Below are 18,775 nucleotides of genomic sequence, written 5' to 3' on the forward strand. Positions count from 1 at the left end.
CATTGATTTTACCAGCACAAATCGTCAGATATCCATCGATTCAGTACTCAGCCAAACCGCATCACTGACTTTTCATCCCAACCCCTTACCACTTACACTCACCCAAATAAGCTCACTGGATATTGAAGATAAACCCCGCACACTCTATGGGGTGATTACTGAATTTAGTTTTGTCTCAATGAGTGAAGACCAAGCTCACTATCGGGTGGTGTTTGAATCTAAAGTGGCATTGCTAGCTAACCATCATCAAAGTGCTATTTTTCAAAATAGAAGCGTCGTTGAAGTCGTTGAAGAGGTGTTGCGTAATCACGGTTTTATCGGGATTGATTTTCGAATGGAGTTAAATGAAACTTACCCTGCTCGTGAGTTCATTACCCAGTGGCAAGAAAGTGATTTAACCTTTATTCAGCGATTATTAGCTGATGTCGGTATCTGGTTTTATTTTGAAACGCATCCAAAACATCGCTGTGATGTCATGGTCATGAGTGATTATGAACAAGGATTAAAAAAGGCGGGTAATATTGCAATTAAGCAGCCCAGTGGTTTAAATGATAGTCGCCGTCATAGCGTATGGGATTTGCAATTTAGCAGCAAAACCAAACCCAATCAGGTGCGTATTAATGATTACAACTACCGCACGGCAAATAACAACCTTCACATCACCGATAATAGTCAACAAAAAGATATCACAACCCGTGGCGATGACTATCGTTATGAAGAGCATCATAAAACAGAGGGAGATATTCAAACTGTTGAAAGTGGCAAATGGTATGCCCACATCCGCCATCAACAACATATTACCGAACAATTAACTATTTATGGCAAATGTAATGATTACCAGTTAGCGCCAGGGCAACTTCTTATTATTGATGGCTGCCCAATTAACGATATCAAAGACGGCATTATGATTGTTGCAACCCATAGTCATGGTGACCGAACCGAATCATACCAAACCCACTTTACCGCTATACCGTTTAATGTACTTAAACCTTATCGTCCTGCGCCATTACCGTGGCCACAAGTGAGCGGTACATTACCAGCAAGAGTGACCAGTCCTAATCACGATACCTATGGCTATATTGACCCTCAGGGGCGCTATCGTATTAAGTTTAACTTTGATTTAAAAAACTGGAAAAAAGGCGAAGAAAGTTTATGGGTTAGGCTTGCCAAGCCTTATTCAGGGAATACCTATGGTTTTCATTTTCCCCTTATTGAGGGTACCGAAGTTGCCGTTGCTTTTACGAATGGCAATCCTGACCGCCCCTATATTGCCCATGCAATGCATGACAGCGCCCACCCAGACCATGTGTCTATCCGCAATAAACACCGCAATGTAATTCGAACACCCGCCAATAACAAATTGCGAATGGATGATAAGCGCGGGCAAGAGCATATCAAACTAGCCACCGAATACGGTAAAACACAACTCAATCTAGGGCATTTAGTTGATAATAAAAAAAGTAAGCGAGGTGAAGGCTTTGAGCTGCGCACCGATGAGTGGGGGGCAATACGAGCGGGTAAAGGGGTTTATGTTACCACCACAGCGCAAGAAAAAGCTGCCGGCCAACAGCTTGAAATGCAAGATTCAATAAAACAAATCGAAAAATCTTTAAATATTTCTTATACGCTAATTGAGTGTGGAAAATCAAGCGGTGCCGAACCTGCCGAAATCAGCCAACAACAAGCATTGCAATCAGCAACCAACCAATTACAGCAACCAACGGTTGTTATTCATGGTGATCAAGGCATAGCGCAAACTTCATCAAAAAGCATCCAAAGTTCAGCCAGTGAAAATATTATTGTTACTGCTGGTAAAAACGCTAGCGTGAATATTTTCAAAAAACTGTCAATGGCAGCCGGTGAAATGGTCTCTATTTTTGCGCATAAATTGGGGATTAAGCTGATTGCCGCATCGGGCAGGGTTGAAATTCAAGCGCAGTCAGATGAATTAGAACTCACTGCAGAAAAAAATATGTTTATAACCAGTAGTGGCGGCAAAGTAACAATCAACGCTCAACAAGAGTTATTGCTACTTAGTGGTGGCGCTGGCATTCGTATTAAAAATGGCACGATAGAGTTAATTGCGCCAACTAGCATCTTACAAAAAACAGCTTTACTCTCTTATTCTGGTGCCGAAAGTATTAAAGAAGTGACCCCTTCATTTAATAAAGGCGACTTTTCACGCAAGTTTAAATTACATTTCAATGGTTCATCATCGCAAGTATTAAAAAACCATCCTTATCGAATTCATTTTAGCGATGGCAGCACACAAGACGGGATGACTGATGAAAATGGTGAAACACAAATGTTACCAATGACAGAATTAGAACAATTGAAAATAGAAATATTAACCAAGGATTAACCGATGTCTAATACACATACTTCAGACGATTGCATCACCGAGGTTGACGGTGTAATTGGTTTACCCTCAAACTCTACTGATGCCATGTTAACCCAAAATGTTTGCGTGCCTGCGCCATTGCCATGTATTGTGATTTTGATTCATGGCGTGAATGATGTTGGCGAAGCGTTCCCAAATTTAGATAAAGGGATTTGTGAGGGATTAAATAAGCGTTTAGGACGTAGTGACTTAAAGCCTAACAAATGGCAATGGGCTAAAGTTGATGATGACGACTTTTCACCCAGAATGCAAATGTTAACTGAGTGGGAAGAAACAGCAAAAATTAAACCACCACTAAAACCTAAAGTAGAAAAACATAAAGGTAATTCGCCTGTTATTCCATTTTATTGGGGTTATAAACCAGTCGATGTTGATACTTACTATAGTGAACAAGAAGCCTATAAAGCCAGATTAGAAAAGGGCAAGCCAGATGAACTACCTTATGATGCCTATTGGATTGAACAAGAGACTAAAGAACTGGCTGAAATTTATGGTTTTTCAAAATTAAATCATGATCATTTTGGTAATTGGATTGATTACCATTTTACTCGCAATGGTGGTCCTTTTTCGGATGCAACCACCTGCATTCCCGATATGTATGGTCCAGGGTTTACCTCGTTTACGAATTTAGTTGCCCGATTGGGATCGCAAAATGGGGCTAAAGCTTATTATAACCCACATCGCATCTATATGGTGTTTGCCGCTCGTCGCTTAGCCAATTTAATTATTAAAATTAGAAAAGATGAAAAGTTGACGGAAGCACCAATCAATATTGTGGCGCATAGTCAAGGGACAATTATTACCATGTTAGCTAATATGATGCTAGCTGAGGAAGGTTATTTACCAGCTGATTGTGTGATACTTGCACACTCACCGTATGCTTTTGATTACACTTTTTTAGAATCACAATCGAAAGAATCTGGCATGGGGGTGCAAACTAACAAAGCGCGTAAGCAAACCTTTATTAATTTTGTGCAAGCCATAAAAGATGGGCAAGATTTAAGAGAAAACAAATATGAAGATCCCGAAACGTTAATTGAAAAAGGGGTTGCTGTTAAAACTATTAAAGGCGATATGCTTAATCCTTCAAAGCAGGATTATGATTTTACCAATCCGCTTTATTGTCGAAATAACTTTGGCAAAGTGTATAACTACTTTAGTCCTAATGATCAAGTGGTTTCATTGCGTAGTGTTGAGGGCATGGGCTGGCAAGGTATACCTAATCACGTATTTAAGCAATGTGGTGACAATTTAAAGCAACGTGCATTTGGTCATCGTATGACTGTGGGTGAAGATCCCGCTAAATTTATCTGTTTTAGACCCAAAGGAGCCTTTGAAATAGCCGTGCCTGAATACCTTGATAAAAAGGCGTTAAAGGATAGACAGATCGATATTATAAAAAAATATGATGCCGAACAAGAAAGCTTTTCTTTTATGTATAAAATGTATATTTATTTAACCAAAGATGAAATCGCGTTAGTCAATCAACATAACCCCATTGAGAACGGCAGCTTTGTTTATGGCTATTACGATAATATTAAAGATAAAATTATTATTTATTATCAAGTGGATGAAAAAATTATTGCGCAATTAGAACAAGATAAGGAGCATGGTGTTTATTCACCAACTGAAACGGGATCGGTTAGTAATGCGAGATATCGAGTTAGAGAAAAGTTAAATATTAATGGTGAACAAGTCCCTGAACCAATTATTTATACCGGATGTGGAAAAAGTGCGAAAACAAAATTAGCTCAAGCGATTTATTATAATGATCTGTTTTTAGATAAAAATAAATATGATGAACATGAAAGGTGGTATAAAGAATCTGACGAGTATAAACCTTATCCTAAATATGAATTTTATTATCCTCATCCAGATAGACCCAAAAAACGCATCGGTAGTTCTAATCATTCACTTGATAGTGTTTATTATTATCCATGGCCTAAAGACAGATTAAATGAGCATCCCGAATGGTTGCCGGGATTTTCCCATTTTCGTTTTACAGATGATCCGCATAAATTCGAGGTATGGTGTTTTCCGTCTGGTGAAGAACTGAAACAAAAGGTTTATGAATATGTCCAAAAACAGACAGAGCAAGCCGAAGACAGTTCTCATCATTCAGGTATTACTTTAAACGAGCAAGTCCCTTCTCATATCATGGCATTTGATCTTGCGTTGGGCGAAGTCAATATTTGCAGTAAAGAAAACCGACGAACGTGGCAACAATTAATTCACCTTGCCGATTGGCGATCACCAGAAAATGAAGACTCAGACACAATAAAGTATAAAAATGATGGTATTTTGCCAGTCCCAATTAAGTCGATGATGCACCTATTACAGGGGAAAGTCCCAGACGGTGTAATAAATGAATTTAAGCAGGTTGAAACTATTTACCAAATGGCTTTGCTTGTTGGTGGTGGAAATATTATAACGAAAGTCGCTGCCAAACAAGCCGCTAAACTAGCAGTCACGGTGGGCGGTAAAGTTTTTGGTTTCTATATTAATCCAAAACAACAATGGCCACTGCCAGTGCCAGATACAGAAAGGAGAAGTTAACCGATGATGTTAGCAATACTATCGACCCTTATTGGGGGAGCGTTATTTATTATTATGCTAATTAAGCAATATCGTGAGCGATGGCAAATGGTGAGTTATCTGTTCTTTATTTTGGGGATATTGGCACTTTCGCCAGTTAATAATATACGAAAGCCTATCATTGTTCCTCCCTCGCAAATTGTGTACCGTTTTGATGAAAACCGTTATATTTTATTGACAGGTTATCGATGTGAAGGGCAAGCTTATTTTATTGATGATAAAGAACAAGTTTATTTCAGCATAGCTCCTCACTCTTGGCGTATTTATACTGAACCCTATCGGCATCCAGCTAAAAATTATATTTCTATTCCTTATTATGATCTTACAGGCTTTGAAATCTCAATTGATGGGGGGCGTTCATTTAGAAGTATCCATTTAGGGGTTGGACATTATTTAGGTAATCATGATTCACCGCAATACGATGTGGTGAATGATCAGGCTTTTATTCTAGGCAAAGATGGCCAGCTTTATGCATCAGAAGCGCCATTTGGCACCAAAGGTTGGAGTATGTTATCGAAAAAAGAACAGCTTGAACAAAAAGCTATTTTAGGCAGAAGCCAAATTATCCCCGAAAGTATTCCCCCTATTCCAAGTGACTATACTGGTTGGGATAAAATGCGCTGTGATTATAATGCCAAAGGAACTAAATTGCCCGATAACCATACCGTGTTAGAGGTCTATCAACACTTGTTAGGCACAGCTAAATAAGGAATTAAGGCATGAAACAGAAAATAACTCAATTGTTGATAATGTTATTGGTTGTCCCCGTGGTTTTGGTCGTGATTTTATCGACTTTTGCTCCATTCCCCTCTACCGAGCCAATGCCACTTATGCGGCCTAAACCATTACCCAAAGAAGGTTATCAACTCTTTTATTATGTAACCAATAATGGATTTGTTGTTAAAAATTCTTTTTATTATGTCAGTAAAAAGCGACAGGTGATTTATCGTTATGATGCCGATCGTTATTTAGAGCTACAAGGTGAAAATTGCAGTGGATTTATTTGGTATCATGATGATAAAAATAATATTCATACCTTAATTACCAAACGATTTTATACAGCTTATCATTTACCGAAATTTAACTACTATAACCCCGGCAAACAGTATATTGCCATTCCCACCAATGATCTGTCCGATTTTGTTTTTTCAGTCGATGGTGGCAGACATTTTATAAAAGCGATGGTTTCCCCAATGGCAGCTGTACCAGGAGAAGAAGTTGATTATTTTATTGGGGTGGATGATTCGCCAATTGAGGATACTTATTATGAACCAGAAAAACCAAATACACCGATTACTATTTCGGGTAATACTGGCTATTTTGTCTTAAAAAATCATGAGGTGATATTTGGGGCTTCTTATAGATATAATCGACTTGATTATGAAAATGGATTAAGCAACTATCAAATTTTTTACCCATCAGCGGCGTTTTCTGATAAAAGAGTTAGAGATGGCTCTAAGTTTGGTGCTTATAAAAAATTGCTCAATAATAAAGAATATCAATTACGGGTAAATTCAATAAAAAATCTAAAACCCGAACCTTACCAAGGTTGGGACAAAATACGTTGTGAGGTTGGGGCGGAAAGGTAATGATGATGTTAGCAATACTATCGACCCTTATTGGGGGAGTGTTATTTATTATTATGCTAATTAAGCAATATCGTGAGCGATGGCAAATGGTGAGTTATCTGTTCTTTATTTTGGGGATATTGGCACTTTCGCCAGTTAATAATATACGAAAGCCTATCATTGTTCCTCCCTCGCAAATTGTGTACCGTTTTGATGAAAACCGTTATATTTTATTGACAGGTTATCGATGTGAAGGGCAAGCTTATTTTATTGATGATAAAGAACAAGTTTATTACCTTTTAGCCGCTCATTCTTGGGATCTATATACAGAGCCTTATCGGCATCCAGCAAAAAACTATCTTTCAATCCCATTGTCGGATGTGTCGGCAATATATACTTCCATTGATGGGGGTCGTTCATTTAGAAGTATCCATTTAGGGGTCGGTCATTATTTAGGTAATCATGATTCACCGCAATACGATGTGGTGAATGATCAGGCTTTTATTTTAGGCAAAGATGGTCAGCTTTATGCATCAGAAGCGCCATTTGGCACCAAAGGTTGGAGTATGTTATCGAAAAAAGACCAGCTTGAACAAAAAGCTATTTTAGGCAGAAGCCAAATTATTCCCGAAAGTATTCCCCCTATTCCAAGTGACTATACCGGTTGGGATAAAATGCGCTGTGATTATAATGCCAAAGGAACTAAATTGCCCGATAACCATACCGTGTTAGAGGTCTATCAACACTTGTTAGGCACAGCTAAATAAGGAATTAAGGCATGAAACAAAAAATAACTCAATTGTTGATAATGTTATTGGTTGTCCCCGTGGTGTTGGTCGTGATTTTATCGACTTTTGCTCCATTCCCCTCTACCGAGCCAATGCCACTTATGCGGCCTAAACCATTACCCAAAGAAGGTTATCAATTATTCCATAGTATTGCTAGAAATGGTGATTTGCTAGATTATTCCTTTTATTATGTCAGTAAAAAGCGACAGGTGATTTATCGTTATGATGCCGATCGTTATTTAGAGCTACAAGGTGAAAATTGCAGTGGATTGATTTGGTATCATGATGACAAAAATAATATTCATACCTTAATTACCAGTCGATTTTATACAGCTTATCATTTACCGAAATTTAACTACTATAACCCCGGCAAACAGTATATTGCCATTCCTACCAATGATCTGTCCGATTTTGTTTTTTCAGTCGATGGTGGCAGACATTTTATAAAAGCGATGGTTTCCCCAATGGCAGCTGTACCAGGAGAAGAAGTTGATTATTTTATTGGGGTGGATGATTCGCCTATTCAAGCAATTTATGATTCAATTGTTAAGAGTAATGAGCCTATTAGTGTTTCAGGTAATACTGGCTATTTTGTTTTAAAAAATGGCGAGGTAATATTTGGGGCTTCACATAATTATCATGATTTTGATTATGAAAATGGCCTTTGGAATTTTCAGATTTTTTACCCATCAGCGGCATTTTCTGATAAAAGAGTTAGAGATGGCTCTAGGTTTGGTGCTTATAAAAAAATGCTCAATAGTAAAGAATATCAATTACGGGTAAATTCAATAAAAAATTTAAAACCAGAACCTTACCAAGGTTGGGACAAAATACGTTGTGAGGTTGGAGCGGAAAGGTAATGATGATGTTAGCAATACTATCGACCCTTATTGGGGGGGCGTTATTTATTATTATGCTAATTAAGCAATATCGTGAGCGATGGCAAATGGTGAGTTATCTGTTCTTTATTTTGGGGATATTGGCACTTTCGCCAGTTAATAATATACGAAAGCCTATCATTGTTCCTCCCTCGCAAATTGTGTACCGTTTTGATGAAAACCGTTATATTTTATTGACAGGTTATCGATGTGAAGGGCAAGCTTATTTTATTGATGATAAAGAACAAGTTTATTACCTTTTAGCCGCTCATTCTTGGGATCTATATACAGAGCCTTATCGGCATCCAGCAAAAAACTATCTTTCAATCCCATTGTCGGATGTGTCGGCAATATATACTTCCATTGATGGGGGTCGTTCATTTAGAAGTATCCGTTTAGGGGTTGGAAATTATTTAGGTAATCATGATTCACCGCAATACGATGTGGTGAATGATCAGGCTTTTATTCTAGGCAAAGATGGTCAGCTTTATGTATCAGAAGCGCCATTTGGCACCAAAGGTCCGCATATGTTATTGAAAAAAGACCAGCTTGAACAAGAAGCAATTTTAGGCAGAAGCCAAATAATTCCCGAAAGTATTCCCCCTATTCCAAGTGACTATACCGGTTGGGATAAAATGCGCTGTGATTATAATGCCAAAGGAACTAAATTGCCCGATAACCATACCGTGTTAGAGGTCTATCAACACTTGTTAGGCACAGCTAAATAAGGAATTAAGGCATGAAACAAAAAATAACTCAATTGTTGATAATGTTATTGGTTGTCCCCGTGGTGTTGGTCGTGATTTTATCGACTTTTGCTCCATTCCCCTCTACCGAGCCAATGCCACTTATGCGGCCTAAACCATTACCCAAAGAAGGTTATCAATTATTCCATAGTATTGCCAGAAATGGTGATTTGCTAGATTATTCCTTTTATTATGTCAGTAAAAAGCGACAGGTGATTTATCGTTATGATGCCGATCGTTATTTAGAGCTACAAGGTGAAAATTGCAGTGGATTGATTTGGTATCATGATGACAAAAATAATATTCATACCTTAATTACCAGTCGATTTTATACAGCTTATCATTTACCGAAATTTAACTACTATAACCCCGGCAAACAGTATATTGCCATTCCTACCAATGATCTGTCCGATTTTGTTTTTTCAGTCGATGGTGGCAGACATTTTATAAAAGCGATGGTTTCCCCAATGGCAGCTGTACCAGGAGAAGAAGTTGATTATTTTATTGGGGTGGATGATTCGCCAATTGAGGATACTTATTATGAACCAGAAAAACCAAATACACCGATTACTATTTCGGGTAATACTGGCTATTTTGTCTTAAAAAATCATGAGGTGATATTTGGGGCTTCTTATAGATATAATCGAATTGATTATGAACATGGATTAAGTAACTATCAAATTTTTTACCCATCAGCGGCGTTTTCTGATAAAAGAGTTAGAGATGGCTCTAGATTTGGTGCCTATGATAGTCTTATTGATAATAAAGAATATCAATTACGGGTAAATTCAATAAAAAATCTAAAACCCGAACCTTACCAAGGTTGGGACAAAATACGTTGTGAGGTTGGGGCGGAAAGGTAAAAATATTTTAGACTAATTTTAGGAATGACTTTATGAAAGGTGTAATTCGATTAGGCGATCCGCATTCCCATGGAGGATGTGTGATAAGTGCATCTGGTGCTATTTTTGACGGTAAGCCAGTTGCATTAGTTGGCGATCAGGTATCTTGTCCGATAAAGGGGCATGGTGTAAATAATATTGTTGACGGGCATCCGACTTGGAAAATGTATAATCGATCTGTTGCCATTAATGGTTGTAAAGCCGCTTGCGGCTGTGAGCTTATTTCAACATTATCTGTTGTAGGGAGTGAAGCATGAAATGGAGAGTACCTAACATACCAGAAAAAGCACTACCTAAGAATTTTTCTATCTGGATTTATTTATTGGTTTTTGTGTTGAGCGCCATTTTTTTTGAATTTATAGTGTTACTCATTAATGGAAATAGTGTGCTATCTAATTTATTATTAGGGGGTTTTTATCTTGTTATCGTACCGCTATTTTTTAGTTTATCTATAACGGGGTTTATTTATAGTTATTACCATTCACAATTAATTAAAGCTCTATTTTTTAATTTAAATATTAAAAATAAACTAGCAAGATGGCAGATATGGGCAAGAAAATCAATTGGGTTAGTTGATTATTGTTATTTAACAGAAATCGATAATCTTGCTTTAAAAGTTATGGGGCTAGAAGGCAGTCAACCAATGAATCCCGATAAAGTAATGCCGATTTCAGTTATACATGAAATGAGTAGTTCACCACTATTTTATGTGTTTGAAAAAATTATTATGCCAATGAAGGCTAAAATTAATAGCTTGTCAAAAATCAAAGTGCTATTAAATATGACTCAAAGTTCAGATGCTGCGGTTATGATTTTAGCTAATTATTGTCGTTCAAATCATATTAATATTAACGAGTCTGATATTGTGTTATCCGATTGCATACCTTCGCCTGAAATCATCCATGAATGGATAGATACAAAATATGATGAATCTATTTTAATGATTAATTTGGTATACGATGTTAAGAACCAATTATCTTTTAGTGAATATTGCTGTGCATTATTATTTTCTAATGTTAAGAAAGCATTAAATCTATCCAAATTAAGAGTGTTTCGACCTTTTAAAACCGAACTTACTGATTTAAGTGATGATATTGGTTATTTAATTAAAGCCGAGCAGGTTGAAAAGAAACGAGTTAATCAATTATGGACGACATCTTTATCTTCTTCTGCGTTAAATATTTTAAAGGAGACATTTTTTGATATTAATGGCGAAATTATAATTGCGCCAAATAAAGTTTATCCATTAGATCTTAATTTAGGTAAATTAAGCGAAAGCCATGCATGGCTTGCATTAGCACTGGCTGCTGATGGGGTAAATCAGGGACAAAAGGGGCAAATGATTGCTGCGCAAGGAAGTAATGAAATTTATATTATGCAAGTATCGGATAGAACCGTCCAACGTATCGAAGAAAATGATGAATTATTGATTTTCCCAACGGTTTATTTTTTTAGTCTTGTTTTTTGCCTGTATTCTATTGTTGCTTTATTGGCTGTTAATTATATTGAATTAAAGGAAATATTATCAATAATTGTTTTGAGTACTTTTTTATCGGTGATTGCAGTTTGTATTCCGCTTTATTTTAAACTACAGCGTTATCAAGAAGAGTTTGATGAAATTTGGTTTGAATCGTTTAGATGATAACTTAAAGGTAGTTTTTATAGGGGAAGTGATTTGAGTTATTGTGTGAATAGTATTTTATTGTGCACGGTTATCTAAATTTTGTGATTGGAAAAGTTGCTTTAGTGAGCATCAGCTTTATAAAGTTATTGTTGTGATACTCCAAAACAAAAGGAGGTATCAATAATAAATTTCACCCTAGGTGAAAATTCACCTAGGGGGGTAAAAAAGATGTGATGTTGTATCAAATTTTTACTTAAACGTAGGTGTTACCTGAAAGTTTTTGACAAAAATTAGTTCTTTTCTGTCTTTTTTACTCGCTCAACAAACATCATCACGACAAAAGCAATCATGGTTAAATAGATGATGTAAGCCCCATAAGTTGCTAACATATCAATTAGTGAACGCCCTCGCATGGCAAAATCACGGAAAAATTTAAATAACCAAACTAATGGAAACGCGTGGCTGACGTAGTATGTCCAAATTGGCATAATACCCACTGCCATTGTTGATCCCCCCATAATAAACCCTGGCGGAACTAAGAAGATCATTCGACTTGCACCTTCGCCCGGATTATTTGTTGTCCAAGAAAGTAAAAAGGCTAACCAACCAAAGGCAAGTCCTGTCATAAATACACTCGGCACAAAAGCAAAATAGTTACCTTCAAAACGTAGTTGCCCAAATATTACCAGTATGGCGGTAATAAGGGTTAATGCGGTTGTGTAAAATAGTGCATAAGGAATCGTTCTTGCTAATAGAGATAAGAAGCCTCTTTCTATGGCTATTTGCCACATACCGGTGACTTTTAATCGGCCAATAATCATCAATGAAGTTAACCCATAAGTCAGTGAGGAGAAAAAGTAAACAAAATAAATAATTGTCGAAATTGTCGATGAACTTGCAGGGTTAAACAGATATCGTGTTTTAAGTTGCATGGGTGATAAAGTGGCTTCGATCCCTTCTTTGCCAAGTCCTAATGCGGCAACTTTACCTACACTTAATTCTGCACCTAATTCAGGAATATATTCATTAAGGCTTTGTAGTACTTTGGCATTTTGTGCATCATTGGTATCATCAGCAAAATAACCCAAACGGACAGTTTGATCGCCTTTCTTTACGCTTTTTTCTAAGCCTTTGGGAATATATAAAACGCCTAAATTACGGTCATGTGAAACTAATGTTATGGGGTTTACTGGCGATCTTATCACTTCCGTCACTTCAATGTAAGGCGATGTATTGACTTTACTAATTAATTCTGTCGAATAATTTGAACCGTCAAGATCAATCACCGCAATTTTACCTTCAAATACGGCGCCGTGACTTAATACGATTGAAAATACCAGCGAAACAATTGCCGCTAAGCCAAGCGAAACTTTATAGTAAGGTATAAAGTGACCTGACAACATGGCGTCAAGTTCTTCGAGCATAGATTTAATGATGTTTTGCATCATTGATCCACCTCAAGTGTCATTCCGGTTAATAATTTTGGAATCGATTCTATATAAATTCTAACTTGATAAGAGGTTAGATCGGCTTGGCCGCGTTCTCGCGTCATGCGTAAATCGGCAAATGATGGCGCAGCGGTGGCAAAGCGAACTTTACCTTTTACTTCTTTATTCAGCGCAATCACATTAGCGGTGACAGTGGTGTCAGGTTGATAATCATTCACCATTTTTTCATTCACATAAATATCGATATATTTACGGTTAGTCTCTAACAATACTGCGGGGGCGCCGTTTGGTACCATTTCGCCATCTTCAAACATCAGTTTTAATATTTTTCCATCTTCAGGTGCTATTAATGTTAGTCGTTCATAATTGAGTTGTAACTGTTTTAATTCAGCTTCGCCTTGTGCGAGTTGTGCTTTAAGCTGTGCTAATTGATTTTGGCGGTTTTGCAGTTTTTGTCGTGCAATTAAGATGGACTGTAATGTCATGCCGGTTGCATTTTGTGTTTGTTCAAATTGGCTGATTTGTTCTGGTGTTGCGCCAATCATTAAAGTCGATAATTGGCTTTCAATTTGCACAACTTGCATTTTGGCATTAATAAATGCATTACGTGCATTATCTAGTTGTGACTGTGAGTTGCCACCTGTTTTTCGTAATTGGGTTTGGCGATCAAATTCAGTTTTCGCTAAATTTTGAGCAGATTTTGCTGCTTCTAAATTAGCTTGTACTTCTTCAATTTTGCGCCAAGTTGTTAATTCTGAAAGGTTAGTCTCGTTTTCCGTAATTTCAATGGCTGCTTGTTCTTGATTGACTGCTGCTTTTTGACTATCAACTAAAGCTTGTAAGCGATCGATAGCCAGCTTGGTATCGATATCTTCTAATTGCATTAATCGATCCCCTTTTTTAACCATTTGTGACTCTTGCACAAATCGTTGGGTGACTTTTCCGCCAACATTTTGAAAGGCAATATTTATCTCATCAGCGGTTAATACGCCAGATTTAATGCTTTTGGCAACAGATACCGCATCATTTCTTGAACCTACAAAGATTAAAAATGAGCCAAACATTAGCAGAATTAAAAAGATAACAGGAATTTTGATATTTTTTTTCATATAGAGTTTATTTTCCATTTATTTAGTCAGCTAACTATTTAAGTAAAAAGAATGACTTTAATGATTAAAGTCCGTTATTTTCGTAATAATTTGCGCAACATCGCGATTAAAGACTCTTGTTCTTGCGAGTTTAGCACCTGCGCAAAAGCGCGAATCGATTTAAGGTGGTTAGGTAATGCTGCTTGAATCAGCCTTTCACCAGCATCTGTTAAAGTGATTAGGCGAGCACGCCCATCTACACCACTTTTTGTCATCGAGATTAAAGGCTCTGGAGATGCCAGCATTCGTTTAACCATGACTGATACCGTCGCCGGTGTTACGCCAATGCGCAAAGCAAGATCACTGGCACAGGTTTCACCTTCTGAAAATAGTGACATTAATAAGGCAAATTTCCCCTCAGAAACGCCGTAATCTTGATCTAATTGTGCATAGATATTCGTGCGAATGAGATCGGCGGTTGTGATTAAACTTAAAACCAAATCAACACCAGAAACATCAACGATGTCATCGTTAAATCTTTGCGCTCGAGCTAAGGTTTCACGTGAAGGAAGCTTTCTTGAATTGTAATTCAATTATCATTACTCAATTTATTTAGTCGGCTAATTATAAGCGTTTAATTAGGGTTGGCAACTTTTTTAACGGTTTTTTATCTATTTGCTGGGTAATTAAGTCGGGTATTTTGATCTTTATTTTTGATTTTTATCTATTTTTAAACAAGCCTTATCTTGAAATTATGACTTCAACAATCACTCCTACCACTAAAGTAGTAACCCTTGAGGGTAGTTATATTCTGTACAAAGTTTCATACAATGTTATCAAAATAAAATTAAATCATTAAATTAAAATAAAATTGGAGTTTTTGTATGAGTAAAACCAATCTCGTTATTATTGGTAATGGGATGGTTGGGCATCGTTTTGTTGAGGAATTAATCGATAAAATGCTGTCCGATCAATTCAATATTACTATTTTTTGTGAAGAGCCGCGTCTTGCCTATGATCGGGTGCATCTTTCTTCTTATTTTTCTGGTCATACTGCCGAAGCACTTTCTCTAGTTCGCGAAGGATTATACGAAGAGAATAATATTAATGTTTTACTTAATGAACGGGCTATTTTAATCAATCGTCAGCGTAAGGAAGTTCATTCTCAACAAGGGCGCATTGTTGCTTATGATAAATTGATTATTGCGACAGGATCTTATCCTTGGGTGCCACCGATTAAAGGTGCTGAGGGTTCTGATTGTTTTGTTTACCGTACGATTGAAGATCTTGATGCCATTCGCGAATGTGCGAAGCGTTGTAAAAAAGGCGCTGTTGTGGGCGGTGGGTTGCTAGGGCTTGAAGCTGCGGGTGCTTTAAAAAACTTAGGTATGGAAACGCATGTGGTTGAGTTTGCCCCAGTGCTTATGGCTGAACAACTTGATGTGCAGGGCGGAGAACAATTACGTCGTAAAATTGAGGAGATGGGAGTAGGGGTTCACACCAGTAAAAATACCCAAGAAATTATTCACACACCTGAAGGTAAAATCATGCAATTTGCAGATGGTTCTTCACTGGAAATCGATTTTATTATTTTTTCAACCGGCATTAGAGCAAACGATAAATTAGCTCAAGAATGTGAGTTAGAAATCGGTCCTCGTGGTGGGATTGTGATTAATGATTATTGCCAAACATCGGATTCGGATATTTATGCTATTGGTGAATGCGCTTGTTGGCAAAGCAAGGTTTTTGGTTTGGTTGCGCCAGGCTATAAAATGGCTCAGATTGCTTTAGCGCATTTAATGGGTCAAGCTGATAAATTTGAAGGTGCCGATATGAGCGCCAAGCTAAAACTGATGGGTGTCGATGTTGGCAGTATTGGTGATGCTAAAGCGAAAACAGTGGGTAGTCGTAGTTATGTTTATTTAGATGAGACAACGCCAGTTTATAAAAAATTAGTTGTTTCGGGTGATAATAAAAAACTCTTGGGTGCGGTATTGGTTGGCGATACGTCGGATTATAGTAATTTATTACAATTAATGCTTAATGATATGGATCTCCCCGAACATCCAGATACGTTGATACTACCAGCACATGCAGGCGCAAAACCCACTATGGGCGTTGATGCGCTTCCCGATTCAGCACAAATTTGTTCTTGCTTTGATGTGACTAAAGAAAAAATTATCCATGCGATTAATGCAGGTTGTCATACAGTTGCCGCCATTAAGGCAGAAACAAAAGCCGGAACGGGATGTGGCGGCTGTATTCCATTAGTTACGCAAATTCTTAATTTGGAATTAGCTAAACAAGGAATCGAAGTCAGCGATGCCTTATGTGAACATTTTAAATACTCGCGCCAAGAGTTATATCATTTAATTCGTGTTGAAGGCTTAAAGTCATTTGATGAAGTGATTAAAAAACATGGTAATGGCTACGGTTGTGAGGTTTGTAAACCCACAGTTGGATCGTTATTAGCTTCGTGTTGGAATGATTATATCCTTAAAGATAATTTGATTCCTTTGCAAGATAGTAATGATATTTTCTTAGGTAATATTCAAAAAAATGGGACTTATTCTGTGATTCCCCGTAGTGCAGGTGGCGAAATTACACCAGAAGGATTAATTGCCATGGGTCAAATCGCTAAAAAATATCAACTCTATTCTAAAATTACCGGATCACAGCGTATTGGTCTATTTGGCGCACAAAAAGATGATCTGCCGGCTATTTGGAAAGATCTAATAGAAGCAGGGTTTGAAAGTGGTTATGCTTATGCCAAAGCGTTAAGAATGGCAAAAACCTGTGTGGGTAGCACTTGGTGTCGATTTGGTGTAGGCGATAGTGTGGGATTGGGGGTAGAACTCGAAAACCGCTATAAAGGCATTCGTGCACCACATAAATTTAAACTGGGTGTATCAGGTTGTACGCGTGAATGTGCCGAAGCTCAAGGTAAAGATATTGGGGTGATTGCCACTGAAAAAGGATGGAATCTTTATGTCTGCGGTAATGGGGGAATGAAGCCTCGTCACGCCGATTTACTTGCTGCGGATCTCGATAAAAATACACTAATTCAATTTATTGACCGTTTTTTGATGTTTTATATTCGTACTGCAGATAAGTTACAACGAACGTCAGTTTGGCTTGAAAATCTAGAAGGTGGTATTGATTATTTACGCAGTGTCATTATAGACGATAAGTTAGGTGTTAATGCAGAGCTAGAAAGTGAGATGGCACGCTTACGTAAATTAATGGTATGCGAATGGAAAGAAACGGTTGAAAATAATGCAAACCAAATTCGATTTGCGCATTTTATTAACAGCAGCAAACGTGATGAGAATGTCCAAATTGTACCTGAACGCGATCAGCATCGACCCGCGACAGCAGAAGAACGTAAAGTAATGTTAGGGGAATAATATGAGTCAATGGATAACTGTTTGTAAACTTGATGATATTTTGCCAGGCACTGGCGTTTGTGCTCTTGTCGGTAATGATCATGTTGCTATCTTTCGTCCTTATAATAATGCTGAGCTTTATGCGATTAGTAATATTGATCCCTTCGCTAAGGCAAGTGTTTTATCTCGTGGCATTATTGCGGAGCATGAAAATCAGTTATGGGTGGCAAGCCCGCTGAAGAAACAACGTTTTCGCTTAAAAGATGGCTATTGTTTTGAAGATGAACAATACTCGATCGCTCATTATGAAGTCACCGTTAATGACGATGGGATGGTACAAGTAAAGTCGCACTAAACCTATTTTTAAAAGGATAAAGTGGTTATGTATACTGAAACAATTAATAAATGTGCAGCCAATGCTGCGCGCATTGTTCGTTTGGTAAAAACGAATCCATTTGGTTTTTGGGTAAGTTCTGCTATGGCTGGGGCTTATGTAGGGCTTGGTATTATTTTAATTTTTACTTTAGGAAATCTCGTTGATCCGGCAATGAGACCGTTAGTGATGGGAGCAACGTTTGGTATTGCATTAACGTTGGTTGTGATAGCTGGATCGGAATTATTTACTGGGCATACCATGTTTTTAACGCTTGGTGTTAAATGCAAAAAAATTACCCATGCCCAAATGTGGTTGGTATTACCGCAAACATGGTTAGGTAATTTATTAGGATCAATTTTTGTAGCTGCATTGTATTACTATGCTGCAACGCCTTTATTATCCACAGATACCAGCTTGGTTCATGCCGCAGCTTTAGCCAAAACATCGGCTACGGCGTCCGCATTATTTTTTAGAGGTGTGTTATGTAACTGGTTAGTTTGTTTAGCGATTTGGATGGCTAATCGAGTTGAAGGCTCGGCAAAATTTATTGCTATTTGGTGGTGTTTATTAGCATTTATCGCTTGTGGTTATGAACACTCTGTTGCAAATATGACGCTTTTTTCACTTTCTTGGTTTGGTCACCACGGTGATACTTATACATTAACTGGAATAGGTCATAATTTACTTTGGGTCTCGTTGGGTAATATTGTCTCTGGTGCATTATTTATGGGGCTAGGATATTGGTATTCAACGCCGAAAGCAGAGCGCCCAGCATAACGATTTAATTAACAAGATGTGATTACCATAATCAACCTAGGGGGAATGTATAGTGAATAATTCCCCTTCTCTTAAAAAGTGTTAAATTGTTTAGTCTTCTATTTTGTTTTCATGGCCATTAGTGATACAAAATAGCGGGGCGATTAAAAATTAGGATAAGCAATAAAATTCTATTATTAGAGGCTAGGTGTTGATAAA

16 protein-coding genes are annotated in these 18,775 nt (G+C 37.5%); 13 read left to right on the top strand and 3 right to left on the bottom strand.

Annotation, left to right across the window (positions count from 1 at the left end):
• From A9G24_RS08340 to A9G24_RS08385, 10 genes are all read left to right on the top strand, one after another.
• Window positions 1-2,362: type VI secretion system Vgr family protein (locus tag A9G24_RS08340; protein WP_065638596.1), on the top strand; the 2,362-nt coding region annotated here is incomplete at its 5' end.
• Window positions 2,363-2,365: 3 nt separating this feature from the next.
• Window positions 2,366-4,957, top strand: coding sequence for a T6SS effector phospholipase Tle3 domain-containing protein (locus A9G24_RS08345; RefSeq protein ID WP_065638597.1), 2,592 nt, complete (start codon window positions 2,366-2,368; stop codon window positions 4,955-4,957).
• 3 nt (window positions 4,958-4,960) lie between these two features.
• Window positions 4,961-5,704: a T6SS immunity protein Tli3 family protein gene (locus A9G24_RS08350; protein WP_065638598.1), complete on the top strand. Its 744-nt coding sequence runs from the start codon at window positions 4,961-4,963 to the stop codon at window positions 5,702-5,704.
• A gap of 11 nt (window positions 5,705-5,715) precedes the next feature.
• Window positions 5,716-6,585, top strand: coding sequence for a T6SS immunity protein Tli3 family protein (locus A9G24_RS08355; RefSeq protein ID WP_065638599.1), 870 nt, complete (start codon window positions 5,716-5,718; stop codon window positions 6,583-6,585).
• Window positions 6,585-7,331: a T6SS immunity protein Tli3 family protein gene (locus A9G24_RS08360; RefSeq protein ID WP_065638600.1), complete on the top strand. Its 747-nt coding sequence runs from the start codon at window positions 6,585-6,587 to the stop codon at window positions 7,329-7,331. The genes A9G24_RS08355 and A9G24_RS08360 overlap by 1 nt, the downstream gene beginning before the upstream one ends.
• A gap of 11 nt (window positions 7,332-7,342) precedes the next feature.
• The gene (locus tag A9G24_RS08365; protein WP_065638601.1) at window positions 7,343-8,212 is read left to right on the top strand and encodes a DUF5110 domain-containing protein; all 870 of its coding nucleotides are present in this window, start codon (window positions 7,343-7,345) and stop codon (window positions 8,210-8,212) included.
• Window positions 8,212-8,958, top strand: a complete 747-nt coding sequence (locus A9G24_RS08370) for a T6SS immunity protein Tli3 family protein (RefSeq protein ID WP_065638602.1) — start codon at window positions 8,212-8,214, stop codon at window positions 8,956-8,958. Before A9G24_RS08365 ends, A9G24_RS08370 begins: the two co-directional genes overlap by 1 nt.
• Before the next feature lie 11 nt (window positions 8,959-8,969).
• Window positions 8,970-9,839, top strand: a complete 870-nt coding sequence (locus A9G24_RS08375) for a T6SS immunity protein Tli3 family protein (protein ID WP_065638603.1) — start codon at window positions 8,970-8,972, stop codon at window positions 9,837-9,839.
• A gap of 32 nt (window positions 9,840-9,871) precedes the next feature.
• A complete protein-coding gene (locus A9G24_RS08380; protein ID WP_065638604.1) occupies window positions 9,872-10,135 on the top strand; it encodes a PAAR domain-containing protein in 264 nt (87 codons plus the stop codon).
• Window positions 10,132-11,520, top strand: coding sequence for a hypothetical protein (locus A9G24_RS08385; protein ID WP_065638605.1), 1,389 nt, complete (start codon window positions 10,132-10,134; stop codon window positions 11,518-11,520). Before A9G24_RS08380 ends, A9G24_RS08385 begins: the two co-directional genes overlap by 4 nt.
• 272 nt (window positions 11,521-11,792) lie before the next feature.
• Here the strand turns inward: A9G24_RS08385 and A9G24_RS08390 are convergent, their stop codons facing one another.
• From A9G24_RS08390 to A9G24_RS08400, 3 genes are all read right to left on the bottom strand, one after another.
• Window positions 11,793-12,950 carry an ABC transporter permease gene (locus A9G24_RS08390; protein ID WP_218056268.1) on the bottom strand — a complete coding sequence of 386 codons (1,158 nt, stop codon included), beginning with the start codon at window positions 12,948-12,950 and terminating at the stop codon, window positions 11,793-11,795.
• Window positions 12,947-14,059 carry an HlyD family secretion protein gene (locus A9G24_RS08395; protein WP_081303139.1) on the bottom strand — a complete coding sequence of 371 codons (1,113 nt, stop codon included), beginning with the start codon at window positions 14,057-14,059 and terminating at the stop codon, window positions 12,947-12,949. Before A9G24_RS08395 ends, A9G24_RS08390 begins: the two co-directional genes overlap by 4 nt.
• A gap of 74 nt (window positions 14,060-14,133) precedes the next feature.
• Window positions 14,134-14,631: a MarR family winged helix-turn-helix transcriptional regulator gene (locus tag A9G24_RS08400; RefSeq protein ID WP_065638606.1), complete on the bottom strand. Its 498-nt coding sequence runs from the start codon at window positions 14,629-14,631 to the stop codon at window positions 14,134-14,136.
• Window positions 14,632-14,922: 291 nt separating this feature from the next.
• Between A9G24_RS08400 and nirB the strand changes: the two genes are divergently transcribed.
• Genes nirB through nirC form a run of 3 tightly spaced genes read left to right on the top strand, consistent with a single transcriptional unit; the run spans window position 14,923 to window position 18,577 of the window.
• Window positions 14,923-17,445 (top strand): nitrite reductase large subunit NirB, encoded by a 2,523-nt coding sequence (gene nirB, locus A9G24_RS08405; protein WP_065638607.1) that lies wholly within the window; start codon window positions 14,923-14,925, stop codon window positions 17,443-17,445.
• A 1-nt stretch (window position 17,446) separates the two neighbouring features.
• Window positions 17,447-17,779: a nitrite reductase small subunit NirD gene (gene nirD, locus A9G24_RS08410; protein ID WP_065638608.1), complete on the top strand. Its 333-nt coding sequence runs from the start codon at window positions 17,447-17,449 to the stop codon at window positions 17,777-17,779.
• A gap of 27 nt (window positions 17,780-17,806) precedes the next feature.
• Complete coding sequence (gene nirC, locus A9G24_RS08415; protein WP_065638609.1) at window positions 17,807-18,577, top strand: nitrite transporter NirC; 771 nt, start codon at window positions 17,807-17,809, stop codon at window positions 18,575-18,577.
• Window positions 18,578-18,775: the final 198 nt, after the last annotated feature.

The organism is Gilliamella sp. App6-5 (genome assembly GCF_001690525.1).
GTDB classification, from domain to species: domain Bacteria; phylum Pseudomonadota; class Gammaproteobacteria; order Enterobacterales; family Orbaceae; genus Gilliamella; species Gilliamella apicola_H.